The following is a 24,431-nucleotide window of genomic DNA, read 5'->3' on the forward strand; positions in this document are numbered from 1 at the left end:
TTCGTCAGGCGGCCTTTTCCTTGGCCTTGCGCGGCAGGTGGGCGACGATGTTCTCGATGATGCGCATGCCGGCATTGTGGCCGAGCGTCATGATCGATTCCGGGTGGAACTGCACCGCGGCGATCGGCTCCTTGCGGTGCTCGAACGCCATGATGACGCCGTCCTCGGTCTCGGCGGTGACGATGAAATCATCGGGCAGTCGCACCGGATCGGCAAAGATCGAGTGATAGCGGCCGACGGTGACTTCCTTGGGCAGGCCGGAGAAGATGATGCCCGGCTTCGAGACGCGGATGCGCGACGGCTTGCCGTGCATCGGCACATGCAGTTGCCGCAGTTCGCCGCCATAGGCTTCGGCCAGCGCCTGCAATCCAAGGCAGACGCCGAAGATCGGCAGGTCACGGGCGCGGGCTCGTCTGATGGTGGCGGCGCAATCAAAATCCTTCGGCGTGCCGGGGCCGGGCGACAGCACGACAAGGTCGGGCTTCAGCCTGTCGAAGACCTCCTCAGGCACCGGCGTGCGCACGGTCGAGACGTTGGCGCCGGTCTGACGGAAATAGTTGGCCAGCGTGTGGACGAAGCTGTCCTCGTGGTCGACGAGCAGGATGTTGACGCCGTCGCCGACGCGGGCGGTGGTGCGCTCTGTGCTGGCGGAGTTGCCCGTCTTGGCGTCGCGGATGGCGGAGAGCATGGCGGATGCCTTCAGTTCGGTTTCGGCTTCTTCTTCCTCGGGAATGCTGTCGAAGAGCAATGTGGCGCCGGCGCGCACTTCGGCAATGCCGTCCTTGATGCGGATGGTGCGCAGGGTGAGGCCGGTGTTCATGTCGCCGTTGAAATTGACCATGCCGATCGCGCCGCCATACCAGGCGCGCGGGCTCTTCTCGTTCTGCTCGATGAAGCGCATGGCCCATAGTTTCGGCGCGCCGGTGACGGTGACCGCCCAGGCATGCGACAGGAAGGCGTCGAATGCATCCATGCCTTCGCGCAGCCGCCCCTCGATGTGATCGACGGTGTGGATCAGGCGCGAATACATCTCGATCTGGCGACGGCCAATGACGCGCACCGAGCCCGGTTCGCAGACCCGCGACTTGTCATTGCGGTCGACGTCCGAGCACATGGTGAGCTCGGATTCGTCCTTCTTCGAATTGAGCAGCTTCAGGATCTGCTCGGAGTCCGAAATGGCGTCGTCGCCGCGCTTGATGGTGCCGGAGATCGGGCAGGTCTCGACGCGGCGGCCGTTGACGCGCACGAACATTTCCGGCGAGGCACCGATCAGATATTCGCCTTCGCCGAGATTGATGAAGAAGGAATAGGGCGAGGGGTTGATGGCCTTCAGCTTGCGCGAAATCTCGGACGGCTGCGTCTCGCAGCGCTCATAGAACATCTGGCCGGGCACGACCTCGAACAGATCGCCGCGCTTGAACGAATCCATCGCCTTGCGAACCAGATTGGCGTATTCGCCGGGCTCGTGGTCGCCGCGCGGCGGGATGCGGTCGGGGCTTTTGAACGGCTCGGCGATTTCATCGCGCGGCAGGCCTTCGGTCGAAAACCCGTCGCCGGCATAGTCGTAGCGATCGGTCCAGGCCTTGGCCGAATAGTGGTCGACGACGAGGATCTCGTCGGGCAGGAACAACACAAGATCACGCTGGCTTGGCTTGCGCTCGAGCGTGTAGTCGACCGGGTCGAACTGGAAGGCGAGGTCGTAGCCGAAGGCGCCGTAGAGGCCGAGATTGGCGTCTTCCTCGGTCTTGAACAGAGCGGTGATGGCGCGCAGCACTGTGAAGACAGAGGGAACGCGGCTGCGCTCCTCCTCGGTGAAGACCCGGCCCGGCTTGGCGACGTCGAGGCGGATCAGTTTCTTCGAGTTCTCGGCGATGGTGACATCGGCCAGGCTGCCGAGCGCCTTGCCGATGACCGGCAACAGCGCCTCGCCACGGCCATTCAGCGCCTCGATGCGCATGGCGCGGCCATGCGCCGAGATCACCAGTGGCGGATCGATGATGGCGGTGTCCCAGCGCGTGTAGCGGCCGGGATATTCGTAATTCGAGGAAAACACGGCGCCCCGGCGCGCATTCAGCCCGTCGACATAAGCGTCGATGGCGCCCGCATAGGGCCGGTCGTGGCGTTCGCGGGTGATGGTGATGCCACCCGCCGTCACGAAACTCTCTGCCCCGTTTTCCAGAACCTTCATCGTCATTGCCGTCTCCATCAGCTTCTTGGGGCAACGGACCCGGGAATGGCTTGAAAAAACAAATGGCCGCCCGGACATTCCGCTGCGGCCACCCTCTATTTTCACGCGCACGCGTTCGAACAGGCCGCTGTCAGCAGGCCCACCACCAAATGGTCTTGGTCGAACGCATGTTCATGGCGAAATCCATAGCTGCGAAAACCAGGATGCGCAACAGGTTTGAAAATCTGTCCGGTGGCTGCCCCTTCTGCAGCTCATGGCACATCGCCACAGCCGGCGGTCCTGCTTAGGCTGGATGTCCAACAGCAGAAACATGGGAAAAACACCAATGACCGAGCAGATCGACCGCGCACGGACGTTCCATTCCCTCCACGTCAAGGGAAACCCGATCGTTCTCTACAATGCCTGGGATCCGGGCTCGGCCAAGATCGTCGAGAAAGCAGGGGCCAAGGCGATCGCCACGGGGAGCTGGCCGGTGGCTGCGGCCTTTGGATACGCCGACGGCGAGAAAATCCCGCTGGAGTTGGCGCTCGACAACATCAGGCGCATCGTTGCCGCCGTCGACCTGCCGGTGACCATGGATCTCGAGGGTGGCTATGGCGTCGATCCGGAAACCGTCGCCCGCACCGTGACGCATGCCATACAGGCCGGCGCCATCGGCTTCAATTTCGAGGATCAGATTGTCGGCGGCACGGGCCTGCACGACATCGCCGTCCAGGTGAAGCGGATCGAAGCCGCCGCAGCAGCGGTCAAGGCCTCGGGTGTCCCGGCCTTCGTCAACGCCCGAACCGACATCTTCCTCAAGGCGAAGCCGGATACCCACGACAAGGCGCTGCTCGACCAGGCGATCGAGCGGGCGCATGCCTTTGAAAAGGCTGGAGCGAACGGTTTCTTTGCGCCGGGCCTTGGCGATGAGGGCTTGATCGAGGCGCTGTGCAAGGCAATTGCGCTGCCGGTCAACATCATTGCGCTGGCGCATGTGCCGCCGCGCCAGCGGCTGGCGGAACTCGGCGTTGCCCGCATCAGCCACGGCCCGGTGCCATACCGGCAGATGGCCGAATGGCTGGAGGGCAAGGCGCGGCTGGCTATTTCAGGCTAGGGCATGCTGATATTCAGGTGATGCCAGCCTGCAAATGGCGGTTTCCTGTGCTTCCGGTGCTCCCGTACCCAAAAGCGCGGCTGGCCATTTCGGGTTAGTTCAGTCCTCAAGCGTGCCTGATCTGGCGTCGGCGCTCCTGCTGTCGCCGACGAGTTTCAAAAGATCCTCGCCGGCGCGGATGATGCGGCGCGAGCGGCGGGTCAGGATGATGCCGTCCTGCGGCGCGAAGACTTCGGTGCGGCCATCGGTTTCACCCGGTGCATGGACGATGGTGGCGAGGCGAGCGCCCTTGGCGACGCGGTCACCGGGCTTCACGTCGTAAAGCACGGCACCCGCCCGAGGCGCCGGCATCATGTCGATGTTTTCCAACGGGGCCACGACACCGGTGAAAGAACCAGGTACCGGCAGGGCGGTATCGGTGATCACGCCGCGCGCCACCAGCAGCCGGTAGAGGCCTTCGGCGTCGGAGGCGGCCAAGGCGCCGTCGACATCGAGGATGCCGCGGTATTCGACCGTCGTGGCGACGCGGCGATCGAGATTCGCCACGTCACCGGGAACGTTCTGGTAGGGCATGATCGAGGCGCCCTCGAACGTGCCGTCGGTGTCTTCGCTCCACAGCATCACCGCGTCGACGTCCATGGCGGCGGCGCAATCGGCCATTGCCGGCCACAGGCTGGTATGGACATAGAGATAGGCGAGGCCCTCATCGTCGCAATGCAGGTCGAGCACGATGTCGTGGCCGAGCGACAGCTGCACCAGCCGGGTCTTCAGCCGCTGGTCGACTGAGCCAAGGGTGGTGTCAGGCAGGAGTGCCGCATCGGGCGCGGCAAGCAACGGAAAGCCGCGATTGAAGTTGGTGCGGGTGCCGAGATGGAAGCGTCCCTGATGTTCGCCGAAATGATATTGCGCCCGGCCGATCGGGTTGGCCCAGGGCACGATAGCGATGTCGCCCTTGATGCGGCCTTCGGTCTCGGCCTTGGCCAGCATAGGCATCAGCGCGTCGATGGCGACGACGCCCGGCAACTCGCCGGCGTGGAGCGCCGCCTGCAGATAGGCCGACGGAGCGGCCTTGTCGGTTCCGGCAAAGCGGAACAGCGGAAATTCGTAGGAAACACCCTCGCTTTCGCCGGCGATGCGTTCGATCGATTTCTGCATGATTTTCCTCCATCAAGAGCGACAAGACATGCCCAGTTGAAGGTGCCGATGTCGATTGGTCCAGCCGGCCGCGCTATGGGCGCAAGCGGTTATTCAGCCGGTGCCTGCAGAGGGACAGGTGTGCGCCGATCCAGCGCCTGCGACAGCACCGCGACGGTGACCGCAAGCAGTGCCAATGCGGCGCCGACCAGCGGCAGATTGGCATAGGAAACGCCCGCCGAAAGTGCCACGCCGCCGATCCAGGCGCCGCTGGCATTGCCGACATTGAAGGCGCCCTGATTCAGCGTGGCGGCGAGGTTGGGTCCTTCGGAAGCCGCCTCGACGACGCGGATCTGCAGCGGCGGCACGACGACGAAGATGAGCAGGCCCCACAGGAAGACGATGCCGATGGCGACGCTGGCTATGGCGCCGAACTGCGTGAAGCCGAGCAGCAGCAGCGTCATCAGCAGCAGCGTGCCGATGACTGTCGGCATCAGCTTCCAATCGGCCAGCCTGCCACCGATGATGTTGCCGATGGTCATGCCGGCACCGAACAGCAACAGCACCCAGGTGACCGCCGAGGTGGACAAGCCAGAGACGTCGGTCAGATAGGGCTTGATGTAGGTGAAGACCGTGAACAGGCTGGCGGAGGTCAGCGCCGCGATCAGCATCGCCAGCCACACCTGCAGCTTGCCCAGCACGCGCAGCTCGCCGCGCAGGCCGCCACCGCTCGGTTCAGTGACGTCGGATGGCACCAGCCAGGCGATGCAAGCGACCGAGATCAGGCCGATGCCGACCACGGCCAAAAAGGTGGCGCGCCAGCCGAAGGCTTCGCCAAGGGCGGTGCCGGCGGGCACGCCAAGGATGTTGGCCAGCGTCAGCCCGGCGAACATCAGCGCGATGGCGCTGGCGCGCTTGTTGCGCGGCACCAGGCTGGCGGCAACGACCGAGCCGATGCCGAAGAAGGCGCCATGGCCAAAGGCGGTGAACACGCGTGCGGCCATCAGCATCCAGTAGTTTGGTGCGATGGCGCAGAACAGATTGCCGACGACGAACAGCGTGGCGAGGCCAACCAGCACCGGCTTGCGCGGCAGATGCGCGGTGGCCATCGCAACGATCGGTGCGCCGAAGACGACGCCGAGCGCATAGCCGGTGACCAGCAGGCCCGCCGAAGGGATGGACACGCCGAGGTCGGCGGCGACCTCCGGCAACAGGCCCATGATGACGAATTCGGTGGTGCCGATGCAGAAGGACGCAATGGCAAGCGCAAGGATCGGCAAGGGCATGGAGCGTCCAGACTGAATCGGTTCAATCCGAGAATGCGCGTAGACTCTTTCCACGCGCAACATGCATTGCTGCAATGCAGCAATGCATAAAGTCGAGAGCTTGATGGCCGGTACGTCAGGCCAGCGGCTTCAGCGCCTGGGCGATGGTGGGCAGCAGCTCCGAGACATTCGGATGGATGTGCACGGCACGCGCCAGCGTGTCGACGGGCGCCTTGGCGTACATCAGGTCGAGCACGCAGTGCACCGCTTCGTCGCCACCGGGTCCCAGCACCGAACAGCCGAGGATTTCCCTGGTGTCGGCGTCGACCAGGATCTTCATGAAGCCTTGCGTCTCGCCCTTTTCGATGGCACGGCCGACGCGGGTCATCGGCCGTTGGCCAATCAGCGCCCGGCGGCCGGATTTCTTCACCACGGCCTCGGTCATGCCGCAGCGGCCGAGCGGCGGGTCGATGTAGAGCGCGTAGGCCTCGATGCGGTCGCTGACCTTGCGTGGATCGTTGTCGAGCAGGTTGGCGGCGACGATCTCGTAGTCGTTGTAGGAGGTGTGGGTGAAGGCGCCCTTGCCGTTGCAGTCGCCCATCGCCCAGATGCCGGGCACGCTGGTGCGCAGCTGGTCGTCGACGGCAACGAAGCCGCGCTTGTCGACCTCGACGCCGGCCTTGTCGAGGCCGAGATCGTCGGTGTTGGGTGTGCGCCCTAGAGCCAGCAGCACATGCGAGCCGACCGCAGGCGGCTTGCCCGCGGAGAAGGTGACGGCAATGTCCTTGCCTTGCCTGGCAAAGCCGATGTCGTCGGCACCGACATGAACCGCAATGCCTTCGTTTTCGAGGATCGACAGGATGGCGGCAGAGACGTCCTCGTCCTCGCGGCCGGTCAGGCGCGGGCTCTTTTCGATGACGGTGACTTCGGCGCCGAAGCGGCGGAACATCTGCGCGAACTCGAGCGAGATATAGCTGCCGCCGACGACGATGAGATGGCGCGGCAGCACGTCGAGATCCATCATCGAGGAGTTGGTCAGGTAGTCGATGTCGTTGATGCCGGGCAGGTCCGGCACCGAGGCGCGGCCGCCGGTGTTGAGGAAGATTTTTTCGGCGGTCAAAAGGTCGTCGCCGACGCGCACCGTGTTGGCGGATTCGAACCGCGCATGGCCGCGATAGAGCGTGCATTTGTCCATGCCGGCGATCCAGGTTTCGAGCCCGGTTCGGGCGTCGTTGGATACCTTGTCCTTGCGCGCCTTGATCGCCTTGTAGTCGACGCCGACGGGGCCACCGAGCGTCACGCCATAATCGGCGGCGCGGCGGGCAAGGTGCGCGGCATAGGCGCTGGCGACCATGGTCTTGGTCGGCATGCAGCCGGTGTTGACGCAGGTGCCGCCGACCAGCTTGCGCTCGATCAGCGCAACGCTCATGCCGGCAGCGTTCAGCCGGCCGGCCAGGGACGGGCCGGCCTGTCCGGCACCGATGATGATGGCGTCGAAAGTCTTGGCCGTCATGCCACCGCCGCTACGATCAGCAGGCCGCCGATGATCGCCACGGCGTCCTCGATGAAGGCGGCGGGCGGATCCTTGCCGAAGGCGGCCGCCAGCCGGCCGCGTGCTTCGGCCCCGCCCAGCGTGCCGATGACAGCGCCGATGGCGCCGGCGATCAGGCCGCCGATGGTGGAACCACCGGTGGCGCCGATGACGGCGCCGGTGAAGGCGCCCATGATGATGCGGGCGCCGAACTGCTGCGGCACCTTCCGGCTCGGCGTCGACGGCAGCTGATCGGTGACCAACTCGACGATGGCAAGGATGGTGAAGATGCCGACAGCGGCCCAGTGGCTCATGAAGCTGGCCCAGGTGCCGGCGACCGGCAGCCAGCCGAGATAGGCGCCCCAGGCGACGGCAGCCGGCGCGGTCATGGCACGAAGGCCGGCAATGACGCCGATCAGAAGTGCAAGAATATACAACATGGTCGATCCCCTCATCGCCGGCCAGGACAGCCTTGCAAGAACAGGCTAGCATAGGCCGGGCATTTGACCAGCACATGACTTCGAAAAATTCGAATGGATTTGCGCCCGGTGTTGCGGGACGCTGGCACTTTCCCGTTCACTGCAATTGTGCTTTGGCAAGGGCGTCACAGGGAGACATCGTCATGGCTGAAAGCGAGCGCGCAAAGATGGTGGCCGGCGAATGGTACACTTGCCTCGATGACGAACTCGAGGCACTGCGCGTCAGCGCGCGCGACGCGGTTTTCGAGCACAATTCGCTGCCGCCACGGCAGCGTGGAAACCTCGGGCCGGGCTTGAAGGCACTGCTCGGCAAAGCGGGCGAGGGCGCCCGCATCGAGGCGCCGTTTCACTGCGCCTACGCCTTCAACATCTTTCTTGGGGACGGCGTCTTTCTCAATGCCGGCTGCACCATCCTCGACACGGCATGCGTGCGCATCGGCAAGGGAACGCTGCTCGGCCCCAACGTGCAGATCTATTGCGCCGAGCACCACAAGGAGGCCGCCGGGCGGCAAGCGGGGCTGGAGATCGCCAGGCCGGTCGAGATCGGCAGCAATGCCTGGATCGGCGGCAGCGCGATCATCCTTGGCGGCGTCAGCATCGGCGATGGCGCCATCATCGGTGCCGGCGCGGTGGTGACCGGCGACGTGGCTGCGAACACCACGGCGGTCGGCAATCCGGCACGGGCGGTCAAGCGGGATTGAACAGATCAGGACAAAAGCGCCGTGCGTTCGTCCTTCTGATCGGACCGCCTGGAAAATTCGCGCCGGTATTGCGCCGGGGACGTCTTGAGCCGTGCCGAAAAATGCTGCCGCAGTGAGGTGGCGCTGCCGAAGCCGGCCTCGAAGGCCACCATGTCCATCGATTTCTCCGTGGCCTCCAGCAACCGTTGCGCCAGTTCGATCCGCTGGCTGGTCAGCCATTCGCCGAAACTGGTGCCGATCGATTTCTGAAAGCGGCGGGTGAAGGTGCGCCGGGTCAGGCCGGCGGCTTCGGCGACGCGGTCCAGGCTGTGCGTCTCGCCAAGTGTGGCGCGAACCGCGTCGAGCGCCTGGGTGAAACGGTCGGCATTCGCACCCCTCGCCACCGGGTGCTCGATGAACTGCGCCTGCCCGCCTTGGCGATGCGGGGAAAGGACGATCTGGCGGGCGAGCCGCAGTGCCGCTTCGGCGCCATAGCGGGCGCGCACGATGTGGAGACAGCAGTCGAGGCCGGCGGCGACGCCGGCCGATGTCACGACATCGCCATTGTCGACATACAGCACCGAGGCATCGACCGCGATGTCGGGATGGAGTTTCTGCAGCCGCTCGGAATAGGCCCAGTGCGTCGCGGCACGGCGGCCTGACAGCAGCCCGGCCGCGGCAATGGCGAAAGTTCCCAGGCAGAGGCCGACAATCAATGCGCCATGCTCGTGCGCTCTGCGTAGCGCCTCCATCAACACTGGCGCTGGAGCCTCGCCGAGATGATGCCAGCTCGGGATGATGACGATGTCTGCGCCGTCGAGGCCCTCGAGCCCATGCGGTGCGGCAACGGTCAGTCCGGCTTCGGTGTGGATCGGACCTGCCCTGACCGCGCAGATACGGAACTCGAAGCGCGGCAGCCCAAGCGCCGTCCTGTCCTCGCCGAACACCAGGCATGGCACCGAGAGATGGAAAGGGCTGATGCCGTCGAAGGCAAGGACGGCGATGATCGGGTCGGTCATGATGCTTCCAGCGGCTAAGATGGGATTGTCCCAATTCTTTCGAATGATGTCAATTGGGACACTTTCGACTGCTTGGCGACCCACCTATTTTCGGCCCCATTCGCATTCAAGCCGGAAAGGAAAACACCATGACTGACCCAGCCAACACCACGCCGCGCCGCGCGCTGATCGTCGTCGACGTCCAGAACGACTACGATGGCGGTAATCTCGCCATCCAGCATCCGCCGTTCCGCGACAGTGTCGTCAATGTGGCACGCGCCATGGATGCGGCGGCGTCAGCCGGCATCAAGGTGGTGGTCGTCAAGCAGATGGCGCCCGCGACATCGCCGATCTTCGCCAAGGGCAGCCATGGCGGCGAACTGCACCCCGAGATCGCCAGGCGCAGCCGCGACCACCATGTCGAAAAGAACCTGCCTTCCGCCTTCACCGGCACCGATCTGGAGGACTGGCTGCGCGCCCAGGCCATCGATACGATCACGGTGGTCGGCTACATGACGCACAATTGCGACCTGTCGACCATCATCCACGCCGTCCATATGGGCTTTGCCGTCGAGTTCCTGTCCGACGCGACCGGCTCGGTGCCCTATGCCAACAGCGCCGGCTACGCTTCGGCCGAGGAGATCCACCGCGTGGTCACGATCATCCTGCAGTCGCGCTTCGCGGCGGTGCTCAAGACCGGCGAATGGGTCGAGTGCCTGAAGACCGGGACACTGCCGGAGCGCGACACGATCTTCGGTTCCAACCAGCGGGCGCTGTCGCGCAACGCCGCATAGCAATATCCGGAAACAAAAAAGGGCGCCGCAGCGATGCGGCGCCCTTTGCGGTTTGGAATTGAAGGATCCTGTGTTTGACGCAATTCCGGACGGAAGACCGTTTCACACTTTTTCTGGAATTGCTCTAGAACAGGCCCTCGATCTGGCCCATCTCGTTGAGGAAGATCTTCTCCGAGGACGGCGCCTTGGGCAGGCCTGGCATGGTCATGACCTCGCCGCAGATGATGACGACGAAGCCCGCACCGGCCGACAGCCTGACCTCGCGCACCGGCACGGTGTGGCCGGTCGGCGCGCCGCGCAGGTTCGGGTCGGTCGAGAACGAGTACTGCGTCTTGGCCATGCAGACCGGCAGGTGGCCGTAGCCGGCTTGCTCCCAGGCGTGCAGCTGGTCGCGCACCGACTTGTCGGCGATCGCTTCCGAGCCGCGATAGATGCGCTGGACGATGGTGTTGATCTTCTCGAACAGCGGCATGGCGTCGGGATAGAGCGGCGCGAACTGCGAGGCACCGGATTCGGCCAGCGCCACCACCTTGTTGGCGAGTTCCTCGATGCCGGCCGAGCCCTTGGCCCAGTGCTTGCACAGGATCGCCTCTTCGCCCATCGAGGCGACATAGTCCTTCATCGCCTGGATCTCGGCGTCGGTGTCGGAATAGAAATGGTTGATGGCCACCACCGCCGGCACGCCGAACTGCCTGATGTTCTCGATATGGCGGCCGAGGTTGGCGCAGCCCTTCTTCACCGCCTCGACGTTTTCCTTGCCGAGATCTTCCTTCTTGACGCCGCCATTCATTTTCATGGCGCGCACGGTGGCGACGATGACCGCTGCTGCCGGCTTCAGGCCGGCCTTGCGGCACTTGATGTCGAAGAACTTTTCTGCGCCAAGGTCTGCGCCGAAGCCGGCTTCGGTGACGACATAATCTGCCAGTTTCAGTGCCGTCGTGGTGGCGACCACCGAGTTGCAGCCATGCGCGATGTTGGCGAACGGGCCGCCATGCACGAAGGCCGGGTTGTTCTCCAGCGTCTGCACCAGGTTGGGCTGCATGGCGTCCTTGAGCAGCACGGCCATGGCGCCGTCGGCCTTGAGGTCGCGGGCATAGACGGCCGACTTGTCGCGGCGATAGGCGACAATGATGTCGCCGAGGCGCTTTTCAAGGTCCTTCAGGTCGGTGGACAGGCACAGGATGGCCATCACTTCCGAGGCGACGGTGATGTCGAAGCCGCCCTCGCGCGGAAAGCCGTTGGCGACGCCGCCGAGCGAACAGATCATCTCGCGCAGCGCCCGGTCGTTCATGTCCATGACGCGGCGCCAGACGACGCGTCGGGTGTCGATGCCGAGCTCGTTGCCCCAGTAGATGTGGTTGTCGATCAGTGCCGACAGAAGGTTGTGCGCCGTGGTGATGGCGTGGAAGTCGCCGGTGAAGTGGAGGTTCATGTCCTCCATCGGCACGACCTGTGCGTAGCCGCCGCCGGCGGCACCGCCCTTGACGCCGAAATTCGGGCCGAGCGAAGCCTCGCGGATGCAGACGATCGCTTTCTTGCCGATGCGGTTCAGGCCATCGCCGAGACCGACCGTGGTCGTCGTCTTGCCTTCGCCCGCGGGCGTTGGGTTGATGGCGGTGACGAGGATCAGCCTGCCGTCCTTGTTGCCCTTCACCGACTTGATGAACTCGGCCGAAATCTTGGCCTTGTCGTGGCCGTAGGGCAAAAGGTGTTCAGTCGGAATGCCGATTTTCTGGCCGATCTCCTGGATCTGCTTCTTTTTGGCGCCGCGCGCGATTTCGATGTCGGACTTCACTTCGGCCATGACGGCTTTCCTCTGGATTGAACGGTGGAGGGGACGGGTTTGATCTCACTCGCAAACAGGTTGGAACCGGGCGCGGGCATGTTCTAACCCTGTCGCTGCCGCGGCGTCAACTTGCATGCAACTATGTTTCCTATGAAGAAAATTCCTCTGCGGATCGGCCGACCTGTCATCGGTTCTTCCTGGCTCCGTTACCGCGCCGTATAGAAGCCAGAGGACGCGGCGCTCCGCCGTCTCAAAACAGCCGCACAATGCACGGAATGCGACAGAAGCGACGGCGCAAATTCGCCATCGCGATGGCCGTGGCGGAGCAGCGTTACTGTGTCAGCACGTTGCTGATTTCGACCATGTTGGAGCGCACCCGGAGCACATAGAAGCCCATTGTCGTCAGATGCGTCGGCATGATCCAGCCGTCCTCGCGGCCATTGGCGATGATGAAGGGCTGGATGCGCAGCGCCGAGACGAATTGCGAGTCCATCGTGTCCCACAGGTTCTGCAGATGCTTTTCCTTGATGACGTCCTCGAAGTCGGCCTGGGCACCCTTCATCAGGCCGTAATAGCCGTAGAGCTGGCCATAGGCGAACCAGAAACGGTCGTCGGCGCGGAAGTCGAACCAGCCATTGTTGTGGTTCTCGGCGCGCTCCTTGAGGATCGCCGAGGTCGAGCCGATGTCGGATGAGATGCGGTCGATATACTGCTTCAGATTGTCGGCGCGGGCGTCGAAGGTCGCCTGGCAGGTGGCGAGGCGAGCGTTGAAGGAACGCAGCATGCGCACGGCGTCGCGGTAATAGCTTGGCGTCGGCGTCTTGGGGCCGAACGGGTTCAGGCCGAAATACCAGGTCTCCTCGTCGAACTGCAGATTGCCGCGGGCATTCTGCAGATCGCTGTCGATCTGCGAGGTGGTGCGAACGCGGCCGAGATTGTCGGCGAGTTCGGTCGCGGTGCGCCGCACCGCCTGGTTGATGCCGCGCTGGAACGAGGCCTTGTTGTCCATCCACGGCGTGTGGTCCCAGTCAATGCCGAACAGGCCGAGCTTGTAGAGGATCATCGACGAGATCCAGGCATTCTGGTTGACGTTGAAGTCGGTCAGGTCGGCGGCGATCTGGGCAATGCCGGAGTTGCCGCAGGTCTTGGCTGTATCCGTGCCGGCGCCAGCGGCAACCTGTTCGCCGGCGGACACGTTGCGCTTCTCGAAAGTGTAGGTGTCGGGATAGTTCGGGTTGAAATTGTTCCACCACTGGGTGGCGTAGAAGAAGTTGGCATAGAGGCCGATCAGCACCAGCAGGGCGACGCCGACCACCGCCTTCAGGATCCAGCCGCGCTGCGTGTACCAGCGTCCGGCCCATAGGAACGGCCACAGGATGACGCCGACCAAGAGGCCGATGCCACGGCCGATCCACTGGAAAATCCGGGTGAAGAAGTTCACGATCGGATCGAGCATGGCGATGTCACCCCCTCAAAGCATGATGCCAAAAAGTTGCAGACTTTTTGGATAACATCATGCGCCAAAACAACAAGTTAGAACGAAATGACGGTTCATTTCGTTCTAGTCAGTCAGGCCGTAGAGGCGTGTGCGAAACGCCACCTTGTCCTTCAAATATGTGGTTTTGAGAACGTCCACAACATGCGATCGCCAGGCGTCGCTGAAGCCGTCATAGTCCTTGTAGAAGCCCTGTTTGTTGAAGATGTAGCGCGAGACGAAGTCCGACGGCACGAAATCCGAGATCAGCCGGTTGGTCAGCCAGGCGTCGGGATGGTCTGATTTGGCGCGGATCACCAGGAAGCGCTGCTGCGGGAACACATCCTCTATCTTGAGGTGGCCGAGCTGGGCGATCTCGCGCTTGGCGGCGTTGAGGAAGGGAAAGTTGCCGTCCCGGGTGATCAGGTCGGCATGGCTCTGGATCCAGGTCTGCAGCCAGACCTTGTCGACGTCGGTCAGGTTGCGGTCGGGCTCGGCGTCGCGGATCAGCGCGCGCACCACCATTTCAGCGCGGTGCTCGAGATAGCCCGAGGCCTCGATCCAGGAGGCGCGCGGCAGCTCGATGCGGCCGGTGGTGGCGAGGAACTTGAACACCTTGTCGGCGTCCTTGATCGAGAGATAGCTGACCTGCCATGGCCGCGAGCGGCGGAAACCGGGTGCGGCCGGATCGCCGATCACCGTCGTCATGTCTGGATCGACGAACACGTAGAGACCGCCGAAATGGCTGGTCCAGTAGGCATTGTGGCGGAAAATCACCTGGTCGGGCACCAGCGCGTTCTCGCGGATGTCGCCGCAGACCTTGGCGAGCTCCACCATGCGGGTCAGCATGGCGTTGTCGCGCCAGGCGTCGGGCTCCTGCTTCAGCCGGTCGACGAGCTTGCCGAGTTCGGCGGCCTTGCCCAGCACGTCCTCGGCCGACAGCACCTTGAACTCGACCTGGCTGATCGACAACAGGTCCTCGATGTCGTTGACCTTGGGAACGGAATCCTCGATCTCGCCGTAGATGACGTCCTTGATGGTCAGCGCGTCGATGGCGCGCTGGTTCTTGGACATGAACTCGAACATCAGCTGCGAAGTGTTGGAGAAGGCGGTGTGCACCACCGGCAGGTCGATCTGTGACGGCGTCAGGATGATGAAACGGCGATTGACCTCGTTGGGGTCGAGATAATCATAGTCGCCGCATTCCTCGGCCACTTCGGGCGAGAAGCCGGTGCGGTCGATCTGAAAACTCTTGAGTTTCGTCGGCTTCAAGCCGAACGCGGCCAGCGCCTTGTTGTAACGCTGGACCAGATGCGGCTCGTCGACCGTCAGCAGCCGGCCATAGATCAGCTCATTGTCGCGCAGAAGATCGGGTTTCTTGGTGGTCATCCTTCCTTCTCCCCGTTCACGGGGAGAAGGTGCCCGACGGGCGGATGAGGGGCGACGCAAACGCTCATCATCTTTCCTCTGACGTTGAAGAGGGCAAAAATTTAGCGTCGACGGCAATCATTTTGTTATCGAGCCGACCGTCCAAGGCCGCAACAATCGTCTCCAGCACGCTTTTGCGATCCGCTAGGACATCAGCGTGCCACACCCTCAATACCGACCAGCCATTCCTGTTCATGGTCTCGTCCCTGTATCGATCATGAGATTGATTTGCGTGCTGGCTTCCATCGACTTCCACAACCAGGTTGGCTTCACGGCAGGCAAAGTCTGCGAAATATGGACCGATTGGCAGTTGACGAAGAAATTTGTGGCCATTCAATCGCCGTCCGCGCAATTCGCTCCACAGTTTTTCCTCGGCCTCGTTTTCGAATTTCCGTAGCTGACGAGCTCTCGCCACCTTTGGCTCATTACCGCCTCGCATCGCGCTGCCCCTCATCCGCCCTTCGGGCACCTTCTCCCCGTGAACGGGGAGAAGGAAGATCACGCATTCCACAGCCCCTTCTTCTTCATTTCCTCCATCTCGCGCGCAGCGCGTTCGCGCAGGCGGGCGTCGCGCAGCAGTTTTTCCACGGCGGAGTCGTCGGACTTGTCGGAATAGCGGAACTCGGAATCGGCGTAGCGGTTGATTTCCTGCATGACCATGTCCATCGAGAACGGGCCGCGGAGTTCCTCGATCATCGCTTTCTTCTCGTCATAGCCCTTGTGCATGAAGGCTTCCGGCTTCTCGAACCAGTCGTCGGGAAGCTCGATGTCCATGGCGCGCATCTTGATGGCGTCGGTGACGTTCTTGATGGCGCGGCCGGTGAAGCGCGGTTCGGCATCCTTGATCAGGTGCAGATAGGTGCCGATGTCGGCCATCGATTTCGGCGCGCCGTTCTCTTTCATGTGGCGCTCGTAGACCTTCATCAGGCCGTCTTCCTGCGGCTTCTCATGCTCCTCATAGGCTTCTGTCACGGCGCGCTGGATCTCCTGCGCAGCGTAGAGATCGTGGTCGCCGAGCGGGATCTCGTGGTTCTTGCCGGCGAGCAGCACGAAGATGTCGATATAGTCGTCGCGCGTCTGCGGTCCGTCGACCAGCCAGCGGGCGCCGGCGCGCTGGCGCAGCGCATCGTCGACATTTTCGGGATAGTTGGAAAACATGCCGAACGAGCAGTTGCCGCGCACCACGGTGCCGGCACCGGCGAAGGCATCCATCAACACGCCGGTGATCTCCTGCTGGCCGGCGGACGCGCGGTCGTCGGAGCGGCGCGCCGCCACTTGGTCGATGTCGTCGATGGTGCCGAAGCCGATGACCCGCGGGTTCAGCACATTGTTGATGAACTGCCGGCAGTTCTGGCCTGATTTGCCCTGGTAGGAGGAGATCTGGTCGACGCCGAAATTCTCATAGGCGAAGGGATAGCCGGCGACTTGGCAGTAGCCGTTGACGAGGCCGGCGATCATCTGGATCAGCGTCGTCTTGCCGGTGCCGGGCGCGCCATCGCCGATGAAGGTGAACAGGAAGCCGCCGAGCTCGACGAACGGGTTCAGCTCCCGCTCGAAGTCGTAGGCCATCAGCATCCTGGCGAGCTTGACCGACTGGTACTTGGCGATGTGGTTGCCGACCACCTCTTCCGGTTTCTTGAAGGTCATCACCAGCGGCTTCGACCGCTTGCCGGGCGCGACGTCGAAACCGTCGAGGGTGAAATCGTCGGCATCGATGTGGATATGGGCGTTCTCGAACGGCCCGATGCCGTCGAAGCGGCCCTTGCGCGCCAGAAGTCCATCGACGGCAACGCGGGCGAAGGCACGAGCCCTGGTCATCAGGTCGGTGTCGTCGGACGAACCCGATATCGCCTTGTCGAGGCCGGCCAGGATCGACTTCACCGCATCCTGCCGCGTGTCGAACAGGAAGTCCGGTTCGGGGATGTCGTTGGGCGCCTCGCCGTCGCTGTCGATCAGCTGGAACAGGTACGAGGCGAGGCTGAAAGCCGAGATGTAGGCCGAGGCCGACAAGAGCTTCTTGAAGGTCGACGCCTCGTCGCCTTCGAGCGGGGCACGGGTGTTCCTTGCCTGCAGGCTTTCGAGGTCGGAGCCTTCGGCAAACACGTCCGAGATGGCCAGTGCGATCGCCGTGCCGCGCCGGGCGCGGAACAACAGCGTGTGCTGCGGGATGGTCAACAACTGGTCGTCGGGATGGACGGCGCCGACGGTCTTCGACAGCTCGACCTCACGTGTGCGGCGCACCGAGCCCACCGAAACGGTTGAGACGAAGCGGCGGTTGGTGCCGGCCAGTGCCGTGCCGGATTCGCGCGACGGATCCTCCAGCACGACGATGCGGGTGATGAAGCTCTGCGCGGTGGCGCGGTGCTTCTCGATCGACGCTTCCGGGATGGTGGTCAGGCCGGTATCCATGAAGTGTGCTCCGTGGTGTGACGGTCAGACGTCTGAGATGACCTGTCCGTTGGACAGGATGTGAACCTTGTAGCCGGCGAAGATCTTCTGCGCTTCGCCGGCGGCGTAGAGTGCCTGGTAGGCCTCGTGCGGGATCAGCGCATGGTTCTCGTAGCTCGACACGCCCTGGCGCGCAGCTTCCAGGTCGTCGGTGTTGATGAAGAATTCCTGGGTCGTCTTCTCGCTCGAAAACAGCCCTTTGCGGCCGGGTTTCTCACCCTTGGAATAGACCTCCTGGATGGTCCAGGTCAGCAGCCAGGCATTTTCCGGCTTGCGCACCTTGGCCAGCACCTCGGTCACCGTCGAATTGTTGTCGGTGATCCCCGCCGAATAGAAGGGGCCGAGCACGACGCGGCGCAGCTGCTTGGGATGCAGCGGCTCGAAATCCTTGTCGAGGTTGACGGCGATGGTCGCCGGCGACAGCGTGTAGGCCGAGTTCTTCTCGGTGAAATCGTCGAAACGGTGGGCAAGCTCGGGATTGAGCAAGCCGTCGACCGGCAGCGGAATGTCGACCTTGTCATTGAGCTTGCCGTTGCTGTCGACGAGCTGGCGCACCATGGCTTCGGAAGAATCCTCCACCGTCACCATGTAGACAAGCGGCAGGTTGGCGCTGCCGTCGAACGTCGCCCAGTGGACGAGATAATAGGGCCGCGCCGTCTTCGGATTGACCGAGACCTTGGCCGTCTGCGCCAGCGTGAACGGACCGAACGTGTTCTCGCTTTTCACGTCCTCGAGATAGAGCCGTTCGGCCATCGACTTCTGCAGCGCCTCGGGGAATTCCTTGTGGCGCAGGATGAAGTCGGCCATTTCCTCGCGCAACTCGCCGGCCAGCGGAATGTTGGCAAGCCGCGCGTCGGCCTGGCGACGGTCGTTTTCCAGTTCGAGCAGGTTCTGGAAGACCGGAAAGCCGCTTTCGGCGCGCGAAATGCGGAACGTGTCCATGAACCCCAGCCGGTTGCGCCAGCAGGAAAAGGACTTGTCGAGCCGGGCGATGTATTCGGCGACGATCTTGGCGACGATGCCATGCCGGTAGAGCGGCGAGCGGTCGTCGCGCATGAACACTTCAAGGCCGCTCAATGCGGCCGTGATGGCGGAGAAATACCGTGCGGCCGCTTCGTTTTCGGGGGTCATGCCTGTGCGCTCGCGGGCAGTCCTGTCACCCCTAAGACTGCACGTAGTTTGCCGAGTTGTGCTTCTTCAGCACCTCGTCGAAGCGGCGGGCAAAGGCATCGTCGGCCAACTTCTTGCGGCGCTGGATATCGGCGCTGGCGACCATGTTCTTCTCGTGCATTTCGAGCAGATCGCCGATGTGCTTCTGCGACGCGGCGCCGATGCCGGCCATGGTTTCCTCGGCGGTGTTGTCGACCTGGCTGCCCAGCGTGTTGATCTTGTGGGCGACGTCCTGCTGGGCGGCGGTCTTCAGCGAATCTTCCAGCGCCTTGTAAAGCACGATGCGCTGTTCGGTATCGATGGTCAGCTTGTTGATCAGCGTCGACTGCGCGGCGATCTGGTTGTTGAGCGAATCGACGAAGGTCTGGAACATCGAGGTGTAGCGCTCCAGCGTCTGGCTCTCGGCCAGCAGCTCCTGCTCCTTGGCCTGCTTTTCGTTGTATTCCGTGGCCAGCTTGGAGCGCTCGCCTTCGAGCTGCGTGCGGTCCTTCTGGCTGGTGGACGCGGCGATCTTGTTTTCGATGTCGAGCAGCATCGGGTTGAGTTCCTCGATGCGCTTCTGCACGGCTTCGAGGTTGGACATGGTGGTCTTGCGACGTTCGATGACCTGAGACAGGCTGGCCTCGGAGGTCTTGTAGCGCTGGTCGAGGACCTCTTTTTGCGCCTTCAGGATGCCGACAATGGTGTCGGACTTGGCCAGCAATTCCTGCAGATTGCCGGCCAGCGACATGTTGCGGACGCGATCGGTGCGCATGCGCTGCTTGCTCTGGCTGGAGAAGACGCCGATGAAATTTTCCCAGCCGGTGTAGTTCTTCATGCTCTCGAACTCGGCGCCGAAGACGTTGGTGGCGTCCTCCAGCCCGATGATCAGGTCGGCGATGTTGCCTTCCATCACCTTCTGCTGCTTCAGCACGTCCTCGATGCGGGCGTTCTCGATGTCGAAATTGGCGTCGCCGATCTTCTTGTCGGCGGTGGCGAGCGTATCAAGCACGGTGCCGGACTGCTCGATCTTGGTGCGCATGTCCTGCACGACCTGCTTGGTCTTGGCAATTTCGGCATCGAAATTCTGCAATGTCGCCATTGGGGCCTCCCGCTTCGGCATCACGTCGCTGGTCGCGAACAGCGGCGAATATATGTGGGGCATCCGGGGATTGAAAGACGCAAGACAAGACCCGGCCCGAAAACAAAAAAATCCGCCACGGTCTTGAAAGATAGTGAAGGCGGGATCATGGCGTGATTAGCTTGCAGGTCAAGCGTAGTTCAACTGCCATTGAACTTCTGTGCCGGCAAAGCAGTCAATTTCCGCCGGCGCGGATGCCCTGAAATTCGACATGGAACTGATCCAGTTGCCGGTGCAACATATCCGGCGAAGCCGGCGTCGTCATGCAACGCACTGGCGATTGCTCACGGCTTGGGATCGGCCTTCAGATAGGCGATGACATTGACGATGTCGTCGTCGTTGGTCAGGCCGGCAAACATCATCTTGTTGCCGGGCACCTTGAGGCGGGGCGCCTTGAGATATTCGGCGAGGTTGGCTTCGTCCCAGACCAGTCCGGCGGCACCGGCGCTTTTCATGCCTTCCGAATAGTGGCCAAGGAAGCTCTCCGCGCTGCCAGCGGTGCGGCCGACGACGCCCAGCAGATGCGGGCCGACCTTGTCGCGGTCGGTGGTCGCTTCATGGCAGGCGATGCACCGGTTGAAAACATGCTTGCCCAGTGCCGGATCACCGCCGGCATGAGCGGCAAGCGAGGTGGCAAGGAGAAGAGTGCTGGCGCACGAAGCGGCTCGAAACATGGCTGACCCCGGAGGGCTCTGGCTGGCGGTCTTATAGGACCGAGGCCTTAACAAACGCTGCATCGCGGCGGGATGGGGAGGGATGCCAGATCGGCCGCACCGGGCAGGGCCTTTGTTTTCTGCCTATGCCTATCGTTATCCCAAAACCGCTGGGCACTTTTGGGCGACATGCATTTGGCCGCTGGCCCGTCAGCCCTGGGTGAAACCGATGAAATCGTCGGGCGCGGCGCGGCCCATCTCTTCCTCCCAGTGGCGGCGGCAGAGCGAGACATAGACATCCTTGCCGATCGCCACCTGCTCGCCCTGACGTGCCACCTTGCCGTCGGGGCCCAGGCGCACCACCATCGTCGCCTTGCGGCCGCAACGGCAGATGGTGCGCACCTCGCGCAGGTCATCGGCGATGGCCAGCAGCGCGCGCGAGCCGGAAAACAGCTTGCCCTGGAAGTCGGTGCGCAGGCCATAGCACATGACCGGGATGTTCAGCCGGTCGGCGATGCGGGCGAGCTGCCAGACCTGCTCCTCCTCGAGGAACTGCGCCTCGTCGACGAAAACGCAATGCACGGTCGTATGCTCATGGTGATCGGCGGCGCGGGCGAACAAATCATCGCCGTCGCGGAACATCTCGGCCTCCGTCTCCAGGCCGATGCGCGACGAGATCAGGCCGCTGTCGCCCTTTCGGTAGTGGCCGGCGACGAACAGCATGGTACGCATGCCGCGCTCGCGATAATTGTACGACGCCTGCAACAGCATTGTCGTCTTGCCGGCGTTCATCGTCGCATAGTGGAAATACAGCTTGGCCATGCCGCCCTTTTAAGCCGACTTGCTGCCGCGCGGGGAGGGGGCGCGGGCCGCATTCCCCCAAGAAACGACCCCCGCCCCCAAAAAACGACGGCCGCGAAGTGCAAAAGCAGGAAGCGTGTCGCTGATTGGCCAGCCCGCGCCGTTGATCGTGATTGCCTTGATGCTTGAAACCACACCAGAATGGTGTTTGGTTGACGAAACAAGGCGGGCAGAGAAACCGTAACTTCGCTTCGCCAAAGAATCGCAATGGGAGAATATCTATGTCGCGTATGAATTCCTTTGTCGCCGGCCTCGGCCTGGCGGCTTTGCTGTCCACGAGCGCTGCCTTCGCCGGTGATCCGGCAAGCTGCAAGGCGGTGCGTCTTTCGGATGTCGGCTGGACCGATATCCAGGCGACGACCGGCGTTGCTTCGGTGCTGCTGACCGCGCTCGGCTACGAGCCGCAGACGATCCAGCTGTCGGTGCCGGTGACCATGGCGTCGCTGAAGAACAAGGATCTCGATGTCTTCCTCGGCAACTGGATGCCGTCGATGACCAACGACATCAAGGACTACACCGCCGACGGTTCGGTCGAGACAATCAGCGAAAACCTCAGTGGCGCCGGCTACGGCATCGTCGTGCCGACCTATGTGGCGGACGCCGGAGTCAAGACGCTGACCGACCTCGGTAAGTTCAAGGACAAGTTCGACGGCAAGATCTATGGCATCGAGGCCGGCAATGACGGCAACCGCATCATCCTCGACATGATCAAGAACCCGAAGGACAATCTCGAAGGCTTCGAGCTGGTCGAATCCTCGGAGGCCGGCATGCTCACCCAGGCCGAGCAGTCGATCAAGAACAACGAGTGGATCGCCTTCCTCGGCTGGACGCCGCATCCGGTGATGGGTGCCATGAAGATCACCTATCTCGATGGCATGGGCGACAGCGGCTTCGGCGCCGCCACCGTGCATACCAATGTGCGCAAGGGCTACACCACCGAGTGCCCGAATGCCGGCAAGTTCATCGCCAACCTGAAGTTCAATCTCGACATGGAAGGCGAGATGATGGACGCGATCCTCAAGGGCGCCGACGCCAACACGGCCGCGACCGACTGGCTGAAGAAGCATCCGGACGCGGTTGCTCCGTGGATTGCCGGCGTGACCACTTTCGATGGCGGCAACTCGGCTGCAGCCGTGAAGACTGCGCTCGGAAGCTGAGCCGGCCTTGCGTTCGGCGTGACCGATCAAGAAGGGCAGTCACTGTAGAAAGGGCTGCCCTTTTTCATATCCTGTGACAAGATGACCGTCCGGCAAGGACGGCGACTGCCAAAGAGGGGCAAGATGGATCCGATTTCAAAATTCTTTGTCAGTTATAAGATCCCCATAGGCGAGTGGGGCAAAGCGTTCTTCACCTTCCTCACCGACAATTTCAACACTTTCTTCCGCGGCCTCTCCGGCGGCCTGAATTTCCTGCTCGACGGAGTGGTCGACACGCTGCTGCTGGTACCGCCCGTCCTTCTCATCGCTCTGATTGCGCTGCTTGCCTATTATCTGCAGCGATCGCGAGGCCTGGCGGTGGCCGTCTTTCTCGGATTGCTGTTCATCCTCAACCAGAACCTCTGGAAGCAGACGGTGGAGACGCTGGTGCTGGTCGTTGCAGCTGCCGCCGCCTCGATGGCCATCGGTGTGCCACTCGGTATCTGGGCCGCGCACAAGCCGAAGGTCTACCGCATCATGCTGCCGGTGCTCGACTTGATGCAGACGCTGCCGACCTTCGTTTACCTGATCCCGGTGCTGACGCTGTTCGGCCTCGGCAATGCTCCCGGCCTCATCGTCACCATCATCTTCGTCATTCCGACCTCGGTTCGTCTCACGCATCTCGGCGTCGTCTCGGTGCCGAAGTCGATCGTCGAGGCGGGCGAGGCGTTCGGCGCCACCAAGAGCCAGCTGCTCTGGAAGGTGGAGCTGCCCTCGGCGCTGCCGACCATCATGGCGGGCTTGACACAGTCGATCATGCTGTCGCTGTCGATGGTGGTGTTTGCCGCACTGATCGGCGCCGGCGGCCTCGGCACCGAAATCAACCGGGCGCTGGGTTCGCGCAAGATCGACCTCGGGCTTGAAGCCGGCCTCGCCATCGTCGTGCTCGCCATCGTGCTAGACCGGATGACGCGCATCGGCGTGGGAGGCAAGAAATGACCGTCGCCGTTGACTTCAGGAATGTCGACATCATGTTCGGCCAGGATCAGGCCGGCGCTCTGGCGATGGTCGACGCCGGCGCCACCCGCGCCGAGATCCTCGAAAAGACCGGCAATGTGCTCGGCTGTGCCGGCGCCAGCCTGACCGTGCATGAGGGCGAGATTTCCGTGCTGATGGGCCTGTCCGGCTCCGGCAAATCGACGCTGCTCAGGGCCGTCAACCGGTTGAACGTCGTTTCGCGCGGCCAGGTGCTGGTCAAGGACGGCGACGGCACGGTCGACGTCGTCACCTGCGATGAGGCGACGCTGAGAAGGCTGCGGCAGAAGCAGGTCGCCATGGTGTTTCAGCAATTCGGCCTGCTGCCGTGGCGCACGGTGGAGGAGAATGTCGGCCTCGGCCTTGAGCTTGCCGGCGTGCCGGAGGCTGAGCGCAAGGAGCGCGTGCAACGCCAGCTCAAGCTGGTCAATCTCGACCAATGGTCGAAGAAATACGCGCATGAGCTTTCGGGCGGCATGCAGCAGCGCGTCGGCCTGGCGCGCGCCTTTGCCACCGAGGCGCCGATCCTGTTGATGGACGAGCCGTTCTCGGCGCTCGATCCGCTGATCCGCACCAAGCTGCAGGATGAATTGCTGCAGCTGCAGGCCGAGCTGAAGAAGACCATCATCTTCGTCAGCCACGACCTCGAGGAGGCGCTGAAGATCGGCACCCACATTACCATCATGGAAGGCGGACGCATCGTGCAGACCGGCGCGCCGGAGGACATCGTGCTGCGGCCCGCCAACGACTACGTCCGCGACTTCATCGCCAATGTGAATCCGCTGTCGGTGCTGACCGCCTGGAACGTCATGCGCGACCGTCGTGACCTGGAGCACGGCGACAATGGCTGGGTATGGCTCGACCGGCGCAAGACGACGCGCTTCAAGATCGACGAGCACGGGCTGGTGGCGGCCGCCGAACGCGACGGCAAGCCGGCGGTCTGGGTGTCGTGCGCCGATGTCGAGGCCCAGTCGGAGGAAGCGGCGCAAGTGTTCTGGGCCAATCCAGGCACCTCGCTGAAAACCGTCATGCTGGCCATGCATCGTTCGCAGACCGCACCGGTGGCGCTGTTCGACGACCAGTCGCGCTTTGTCGGCGCCATCGGCATCCGCGACGTGCTGAGCGCGGTGCTGCGGCGGTAAAGATCCGCTTGCG

General features: G+C 63.0%; 21 protein-coding genes. 6 read left to right on the forward strand and 15 right to left on the reverse strand.

The features are described 5' to 3' along the window. Positions 1–4 precede the first annotated feature (4 nt). Positions 5–2,194: an anthranilate synthase gene (locus tag AC1RZR_RS12640; protein ID WP_477270150.1), complete on the reverse strand. Its 2,190-nt coding sequence runs from the start codon at positions 2,192–2,194 to the stop codon at positions 5–7. A 319-nt stretch (positions 2,195–2,513) separates the two neighbouring features. Between AC1RZR_RS12640 and AC1RZR_RS12645 the strand changes: the two genes are divergently transcribed. Continuing rightward, on the forward strand, positions 2,514–3,284 hold the full coding sequence (locus AC1RZR_RS12645) for an isocitrate lyase/PEP mutase family protein (protein ID WP_477270152.1): 771 nt from the start codon (positions 2,514–2,516) through the stop codon (positions 3,282–3,284). A gap of 99 nt (positions 3,285–3,383) precedes the next feature. Here the strand turns inward: AC1RZR_RS12645 and AC1RZR_RS12650 are convergent, their stop codons facing one another. The 4 genes from AC1RZR_RS12650 to AC1RZR_RS12665 all read right to left on the reverse strand — a co-directional run bounded on the left by AC1RZR_RS12650 (position 3,384) and on the right by AC1RZR_RS12665 (position 7,654). Beyond that, positions 3,384–4,439 (reverse strand): M14 family metallopeptidase, encoded by a 1,056-nt coding sequence (locus AC1RZR_RS12650; RefSeq protein ID WP_477270154.1) that lies wholly within the window; start codon positions 4,437–4,439, stop codon positions 3,384–3,386. Between the two features lie 89 nt (positions 4,440–4,528). Continuing rightward, positions 4,529–5,704: an MFS transporter gene (locus AC1RZR_RS12655; protein WP_477270156.1), complete on the reverse strand. Its 1,176-nt coding sequence runs from the start codon at positions 5,702–5,704 to the stop codon at positions 4,529–4,531. A 115-nt stretch (positions 5,705–5,819) separates the two neighbouring features. After that, the gene (locus tag AC1RZR_RS12660) at positions 5,820–7,196 is read right to left on the reverse strand and encodes an FAD-containing oxidoreductase (protein WP_477270158.1); all 1,377 of its coding nucleotides are present in this window, start codon (positions 7,194–7,196) and stop codon (positions 5,820–5,822) included. Further along, positions 7,193–7,654 carry a DUF4126 domain-containing protein gene (locus AC1RZR_RS12665; RefSeq protein ID WP_477270160.1) on the reverse strand — a complete coding sequence of 154 codons (462 nt, stop codon included), beginning with the start codon at positions 7,652–7,654 and terminating at the stop codon, positions 7,193–7,195. Before AC1RZR_RS12665 ends, AC1RZR_RS12660 begins: the two co-directional genes overlap by 4 nt. Before the next feature lie 182 nt (positions 7,655–7,836). Here AC1RZR_RS12665 and AC1RZR_RS12670 point away from each other — a divergent pair, with 182 nt between their 5' ends. Beyond that, positions 7,837–8,394: a sugar O-acetyltransferase gene (locus tag AC1RZR_RS12670; RefSeq protein WP_477270162.1), complete on the forward strand. Its 558-nt coding sequence runs from the start codon at positions 7,837–7,839 to the stop codon at positions 8,392–8,394. 5 nt (positions 8,395–8,399) lie between these two features. On the opposite strand, the gene AC1RZR_RS12675 is transcribed toward AC1RZR_RS12670, so the two are convergent. Continuing rightward, positions 8,400–9,392: a GlxA family transcriptional regulator gene (locus tag AC1RZR_RS12675; RefSeq protein ID WP_477270164.1), complete on the reverse strand. Its 993-nt coding sequence runs from the start codon at positions 9,390–9,392 to the stop codon at positions 8,400–8,402. 128 nt (positions 9,393–9,520) lie between these two features. Here AC1RZR_RS12675 and AC1RZR_RS12680 point away from each other — a divergent pair, with 128 nt between their 5' ends. Continuing rightward, entirely contained in the window at positions 9,521–10,165 is a 645-nt protein-coding gene (locus AC1RZR_RS12680) for a cysteine hydrolase family protein (RefSeq protein ID WP_477270166.1), read from the forward strand. Between the two features lie 124 nt (positions 10,166–10,289). On the opposite strand, the gene AC1RZR_RS12685 is transcribed toward AC1RZR_RS12680, so the two are convergent. The 9 genes from AC1RZR_RS12685 to AC1RZR_RS12725 all read right to left on the reverse strand — a co-directional run bounded on the left by AC1RZR_RS12685 (position 10,290) and on the right by AC1RZR_RS12725 (position 21,066). Next, complete coding sequence (locus AC1RZR_RS12685) at positions 10,290–11,969, reverse strand: formate--tetrahydrofolate ligase (RefSeq protein ID WP_111542831.1); 1,680 nt, start codon at positions 11,967–11,969, stop codon at positions 10,290–10,292. Positions 11,970–12,282: 313 nt separating this feature from the next. Next, positions 12,283–13,407 (reverse strand): DUF2333 family protein, encoded by a 1,125-nt coding sequence (locus tag AC1RZR_RS12690; protein ID WP_477270168.1) that lies wholly within the window; start codon positions 13,405–13,407, stop codon positions 12,283–12,285. Positions 13,408–13,512: 105 nt separating this feature from the next. After that, entirely contained in the window at positions 13,513–14,814 is a 1,302-nt protein-coding gene (locus AC1RZR_RS12695) for a DUF6638 family protein (RefSeq protein ID WP_477270170.1), read from the reverse strand. A gap of 67 nt (positions 14,815–14,881) precedes the next feature. Further along, entirely contained in the window at positions 14,882–15,292 is a 411-nt protein-coding gene (locus AC1RZR_RS12700) for an endonuclease domain-containing protein (RefSeq protein WP_477270939.1), read from the reverse strand. A 59-nt stretch (positions 15,293–15,351) separates the two neighbouring features. After that, the gene (locus tag AC1RZR_RS12705; RefSeq protein WP_477270172.1) at positions 15,352–17,262 is read right to left on the reverse strand and encodes an AAA family ATPase; all 1,911 of its coding nucleotides are present in this window, start codon (positions 17,260–17,262) and stop codon (positions 15,352–15,354) included. 24 nt (positions 17,263–17,286) lie between these two features. Further along, positions 17,287–18,432, reverse strand: a complete 1,146-nt coding sequence (locus tag AC1RZR_RS12710) for a hypothetical protein (RefSeq protein ID WP_477270174.1) — start codon at positions 18,430–18,432, stop codon at positions 17,287–17,289. A gap of 31 nt (positions 18,433–18,463) precedes the next feature. Next, a complete protein-coding gene (locus tag AC1RZR_RS12715; RefSeq protein ID WP_477270176.1) occupies positions 18,464–19,552 on the reverse strand; it encodes a hypothetical protein in 1,089 nt (362 codons plus the stop codon). 323 nt (positions 19,553–19,875) lie between these two features. Then, on the reverse strand, positions 19,876–20,265 hold the full coding sequence (locus tag AC1RZR_RS12720) for a c-type cytochrome (protein ID WP_477270178.1): 390 nt from the start codon (positions 20,263–20,265) through the stop codon (positions 19,876–19,878). A gap of 189 nt (positions 20,266–20,454) precedes the next feature. Then, positions 20,455–21,066, reverse strand: coding sequence for a thymidine kinase (locus AC1RZR_RS12725; protein ID WP_477270180.1), 612 nt, complete (start codon positions 21,064–21,066; stop codon positions 20,455–20,457). A 260-nt stretch (positions 21,067–21,326) separates the two neighbouring features. Here AC1RZR_RS12725 and AC1RZR_RS12730 point away from each other — a divergent pair, with 260 nt between their 5' ends. From AC1RZR_RS12730 to choV, 3 genes are all read left to right on the forward strand, one after another. Next, on the forward strand, positions 21,327–22,262 hold the full coding sequence (locus AC1RZR_RS12730) for a choline ABC transporter substrate-binding protein (protein WP_481828575.1): 936 nt from the start codon (positions 21,327–21,329) through the stop codon (positions 22,260–22,262). A gap of 123 nt (positions 22,263–22,385) precedes the next feature. Then, positions 22,386–23,240 carry a choline ABC transporter permease subunit gene (gene choW, locus AC1RZR_RS12735; protein WP_111543714.1) on the forward strand — a complete coding sequence of 285 codons (855 nt, stop codon included), beginning with the start codon at positions 22,386–22,388 and terminating at the stop codon, positions 23,238–23,240. Then, positions 23,237–24,418, forward strand: coding sequence for a choline ABC transporter ATP-binding protein (choV, locus tag AC1RZR_RS12740; RefSeq protein WP_477270185.1), 1,182 nt, complete (start codon positions 23,237–23,239; stop codon positions 24,416–24,418). Before choW ends, choV begins: the two co-directional genes overlap by 4 nt. Positions 24,419–24,431 lie beyond the last annotated feature (13 nt).

This window comes from Mesorhizobium bavaricum, assembly GCF_056781655.1.

What these genes read in the sequence shown, in the direction of transcription:
- AC1RZR_RS12640 (WP_477270150.1), bottom strand. Translation starts at nt 2,194, where the DNA reads ATGACGATGAAGGTTCTGGAAAACGGGGCAGAGAGTTTCGTGACGGCG.
- AC1RZR_RS12645 (WP_477270152.1), top strand. Translation starts at nt 2,514, where the DNA reads ATGACCGAGCAGATCGACCGCGCACGGACGTTCCATTCCCTCCACGTC.
- AC1RZR_RS12650 (WP_477270154.1), bottom strand. Translation starts at nt 4,439, where the DNA reads ATGCAGAAATCGATCGAACGCATCGCCGGCGAAAGCGAGGGTGTTTCC.
- AC1RZR_RS12655 (WP_477270156.1), bottom strand. Translation starts at nt 5,704, where the DNA reads ATGCCCTTGCCGATCCTTGCGCTTGCCATTGCGTCCTTCTGCATCGGC.
- AC1RZR_RS12660 (WP_477270158.1), bottom strand. Translation starts at nt 7,196, where the DNA reads ATGACGGCCAAGACTTTCGACGCCATCATCATCGGTGCCGGACAGGCC.
- AC1RZR_RS12665 (WP_477270160.1), bottom strand. Translation starts at nt 7,654, where the DNA reads ATGTTGTATATTCTTGCACTTCTGATCGGCGTCATTGCCGGCCTTCGT.
- AC1RZR_RS12670 (WP_477270162.1), top strand. Translation starts at nt 7,837, where the DNA reads ATGGCTGAAAGCGAGCGCGCAAAGATGGTGGCCGGCGAATGGTACACT.
- AC1RZR_RS12675 (WP_477270164.1), bottom strand. Translation starts at nt 9,392, where the DNA reads ATGACCGACCCGATCATCGCCGTCCTTGCCTTCGACGGCATCAGCCCT.
- AC1RZR_RS12680 (WP_477270166.1), top strand. Translation starts at nt 9,521, where the DNA reads ATGACTGACCCAGCCAACACCACGCCGCGCCGCGCGCTGATCGTCGTC.
- AC1RZR_RS12685 (WP_111542831.1), bottom strand. Translation starts at nt 11,969, where the DNA reads ATGGCCGAAGTGAAGTCCGACATCGAAATCGCGCGCGGCGCCAAAAAG.
- AC1RZR_RS12690 (WP_477270168.1), bottom strand. Translation starts at nt 13,407, where the DNA reads ATGCTCGATCCGATCGTGAACTTCTTCACCCGGATTTTCCAGTGGATC.
- AC1RZR_RS12695 (WP_477270170.1), bottom strand. Translation starts at nt 14,814, where the DNA reads ATGACCACCAAGAAACCCGATCTTCTGCGCGACAATGAGCTGATCTAT.
- AC1RZR_RS12700 (WP_477270939.1), bottom strand. Translation starts at nt 15,292, where the DNA reads ATGCGAGGCGGTAATGAGCCAAAGGTGGCGAGAGCTCGTCAGCTACGG.
- AC1RZR_RS12705 (WP_477270172.1), bottom strand. Translation starts at nt 17,262, where the DNA reads ATGGATACCGGCCTGACCACCATCCCGGAAGCGTCGATCGAGAAGCAC.
- AC1RZR_RS12710 (WP_477270174.1), bottom strand. Translation starts at nt 18,432, where the DNA reads ATGACCCCCGAAAACGAAGCGGCCGCACGGTATTTCTCCGCCATCACG.
- AC1RZR_RS12715 (WP_477270176.1), bottom strand. Translation starts at nt 19,552, where the DNA reads ATGGCGACATTGCAGAATTTCGATGCCGAAATTGCCAAGACCAAGCAG.
- AC1RZR_RS12720 (WP_477270178.1), bottom strand. Translation starts at nt 20,265, where the DNA reads ATGTTTCGAGCCGCTTCGTGCGCCAGCACTCTTCTCCTTGCCACCTCG.
- AC1RZR_RS12725 (WP_477270180.1), bottom strand. Translation starts at nt 21,066, where the DNA reads ATGGCCAAGCTGTATTTCCACTATGCGACGATGAACGCCGGCAAGACG.
- AC1RZR_RS12730 (WP_481828575.1), top strand. Translation starts at nt 21,327, where the DNA reads ATGTCGCGTATGAATTCCTTTGTCGCCGGCCTCGGCCTGGCGGCTTTG.
- choW (WP_111543714.1), top strand. Translation starts at nt 22,386, where the DNA reads ATGGATCCGATTTCAAAATTCTTTGTCAGTTATAAGATCCCCATAGGC.
- choV (WP_477270185.1), top strand. Translation starts at nt 23,237, where the DNA reads ATGACCGTCGCCGTTGACTTCAGGAATGTCGACATCATGTTCGGCCAG.